Source organism: Mesobacillus sp. (assembly GCF_049588175.1).
GTDB lineage: Bacteria > Bacillota > Bacilli > Bacillales > Cytobacillaceae > Mesobacillus.
Genome location: NZ_JBAVFI010000064.1, coordinates 1 through 2,808, shown reverse-complemented (window position 1 = coordinate 2,808; position 2,808 = coordinate 1). Strand labels below are relative to the sequence as shown.

General features: G+C 38.0%; 3 protein-coding genes. All 3 read right to left on the bottom strand.

Going from position 1 to position 2,808, the window contains the following annotated elements:
- Positions 1-59: 59 nt before the first annotated feature.
- The 3 genes from WB217_RS01500 to WB217_RS01490 all read right to left on the bottom strand — a co-directional run bounded on the left by WB217_RS01500 (position 60) and on the right by WB217_RS01490 (position 2,664).
- A complete protein-coding gene (locus WB217_RS01500) occupies positions 60-806 on the bottom strand; it encodes a Cof-type HAD-IIB family hydrolase (RefSeq protein WP_423989994.1) in 747 nt (248 codons plus the stop codon).
- A gap of 46 nt (positions 807-852) precedes the next feature.
- Positions 853-1,677, bottom strand: coding sequence for an STAS domain-containing protein (locus WB217_RS01495; RefSeq protein ID WP_423989992.1), 825 nt, complete (start codon positions 1,675-1,677; stop codon positions 853-855).
- Between the two features lie 273 nt (positions 1,678-1,950).
- On the bottom strand, positions 1,951-2,664 hold the full coding sequence (locus tag WB217_RS01490) for a hypothetical protein (protein WP_423989990.1): 714 nt from the start codon (positions 2,662-2,664) through the stop codon (positions 1,951-1,953).
- Between the last annotated feature and the right edge of the window lie 144 nt (positions 2,665-2,808).

The following is a 2,808-nucleotide window of genomic DNA, read 5'->3' as shown; positions in this document are numbered from 1 at the left end:
GATAATGGATATTCTCTCAAAACAAAAATAAGAAGCAGTATTAACCTGCTTCTGTAGAATTACGATAGTACCCATTTCTGGATTGCCAGCGCGACTCCATTTTCGGTGTTTTTTCCTGTAATGTCATCCGCTGCTTTTTTAACTGTATCCTGTGCATTGCCCATTGCGATACCTAATCCTGCCTCGGTAATCATGGCAATATCATTCATGCTATCACCAACAGCCATAACATTTTTCATTGAAATACCAAGCAGGCTGCAGACCTTTTTCAGGCCTTTTGCCTTGTTGATTCCTATTGAATTCACTTCGATATTGACCAGGCTCGAATTACTAATTTCAAATAAGCCTTTAGCCTCCAGTTCTTTCAGTACTTTTTCACGGATGGCATCTTCTTCGATGTGGAAGCCAAACTTTAGCCATTCTTGCGAAAGGACATCTTCGGGCATTTCATTGTTCCAGTTATTTTCGGTGCTTATTGCCCAGAATCTCGCGTTGTTCTGTCTGGATAGATCATGCATCCATTGAATATGCTCTGTGGCAACCGGAGTCCGTTCAATAAGTTCACCGTCCGGACCCCAGATTTCACTGCCGTTAACAGTAACTAGATAGGACGACAACTCAAGCGATAAAACATAATCCTTAGCTGTTTTTAGGCTTCGGCCAGTACTTAGTACAACTTTAACTCCTTTTTTCTCAGCTTCTTTGATTGCTTGTCGATTTTCATCAGAAACCTCATGATGATCGTCTAATAGAGTTCCGTCCATGTCCAGTGCGATCAGTCTTATTTCTTGTCGATTATTTTCCAAACTTGTCCTCCAATCTCCTTATCTCAGCAAGGAATGAGTTATAAGACTAATTATTGCTATTAATACTTTCTATTGCCTGCTTTACAGTCGAGAACGTTTTTATACTAGAGAAATTAACGCCTCCCTCTACAGCTGCCTGAGCCAGTTCAGGTCTCATCCCTGTTGCGATTGAGTCCACTCCCAACAGTCGGAGCACATTATGGATATCAAATACATGCTTGGCAATGGTAGCGTCGATTGTCACAATACCTGAAAAATCAATAATCAGACATTGTATTTTTTGTTTAGCAACTAGTGGAACAGCACGTTCCATGATAAGAGTTGCCCGGTCATGGTCCATTTTGCCAACAAGCGGCAAGACCGCGATATTTTCCTGAACAGGGACAACAGGAGTCGAAAGGATATTGACTTCGTCCTGTACTTCCTTCATCAGCTTCGAATTTTGTCTCTCAAATGCAAATACAGTTTCATTAATGCTTATATCGAGCATGTTGTTCACTCGTTTATTGATCCAAATCAAGTCCTCGACTTTAATGTCATGTTTCATACAAATCTCAGCCATTTTATCTATGAATACAAGTCTTGTTGGTGGATAACGGAGGATAATATCTGATACTCTTCCCCCTTTTGCTGCTTCTCGTTCACCATTATTTCGGCTCCATTCAAGCAATGCGTCAGGAGTTGTTTCATCAGAGTTTTTAATGGATTCACCCAGAAAACCTAAATACTCTGTATAGACTTCAATCGCCTGGTTGATTTCCGATTGTGGTATTTCAACCCCGATCAGAACAATTATCTTTTCTACCATTTCCCTTGAAATTTTTTCAGAATTTTGCTGAAGTTCATTTGCCACCGCTGTAATTGAATTCATGAAGGTCACATCCCTTTTATATCTCTAATCTTAAACGATTCCTATCGATTGTTCGTATCAAATCAAGTTTTAACAATAGAATACACTTTTATTTAAAAATTATCTTCTCTCAACCTCAAGATATTTGATAAAGAACACAAAAATAATTAGGTTGGCCTAGGAAGATATTACTCATTTTAAGCAGTTAAATGCAAATGAACTGAAAAATTATTTATTCTTTAAGTGAAAAAACACCGGCTTGGGGGACCGATGCTTGTTGTTATAACATATATATTAATATTCCTTTGAAATTCTGGTGGATTCAAAAAACTCTTTCTCTGGTTTCATCCATTTTGTACCCTTATCGGATACTAGATATATTCCCTTATCTAAATCATAATAGACTTTAATTTGGAATGATCCAGCATCTATTGTGCTTTTTCCCTCATAAGGAGTTCTTTCTTTATTCTGATCAAATGCTCCATTAATCATTGAAATAATTTCACTGATGGTCTCTTTATCGGTTATTTCAAAACAGTCTTTACTTCGCTCTGGCTGTTCGTTAATACAGATTGACTCAGGCTGGTCTTCGATCCATGAAGATACAATCATTCTCTCTCTCTTATCAAAAATAACTTCGGTCTGATTCTGATTCTTAAAGTATCCTCCTCCAATATACAACTCCCATTGCTGCCCTTTTTTATGCCAGGAGGACATGAAGCCAGCGCCATCCTCATTATGATTGTCAGAGGACTGGATATAGACTTCTTCCCAGCCGTTTTCTGGGAGAACTTTCTTGTAATAGGCTAATATTTCTTCCCAATGATCACCTTCAATGACGTACTCAGGGCTACCATCAGGACTTAATCCTTTATATAGAGGGACATCTTTCGAGCGTTCGGGTATAAAACTCTGTCCAGCATAGCGTTCTTCCCTTTCTTTCTGGAAAATATATAGACCTCCTGCTACTAAAAGCAAACTAAAAATTACGAGTATTGTTCCTTTCATTCCCAATCATTCCCCAGTAGGTTTTACTTTTATAATAATGCAAAAAATGGAAAAGATATATATGCAATTTGCCTGATTAATTTTAAGGTTATTCGCGGACATGTTAATAATAAACTAGCTTGAGACTACGTTGATCTTCACATC

Coding starts and splice junctions, on each gene's coding strand:
- WB217_RS01495 (WP_423989992.1), bottom strand. CDS start 1,677: ATGAATTCAATTACAGCGGTGGCAAATGAACTTCAGCAAAATTCTGAA.
- WB217_RS01490 (WP_423989990.1), bottom strand. CDS start 2,664: ATGAAAGGAACAATACTCGTAATTTTTAGTTTGCTTTTAGTAGCAGGA.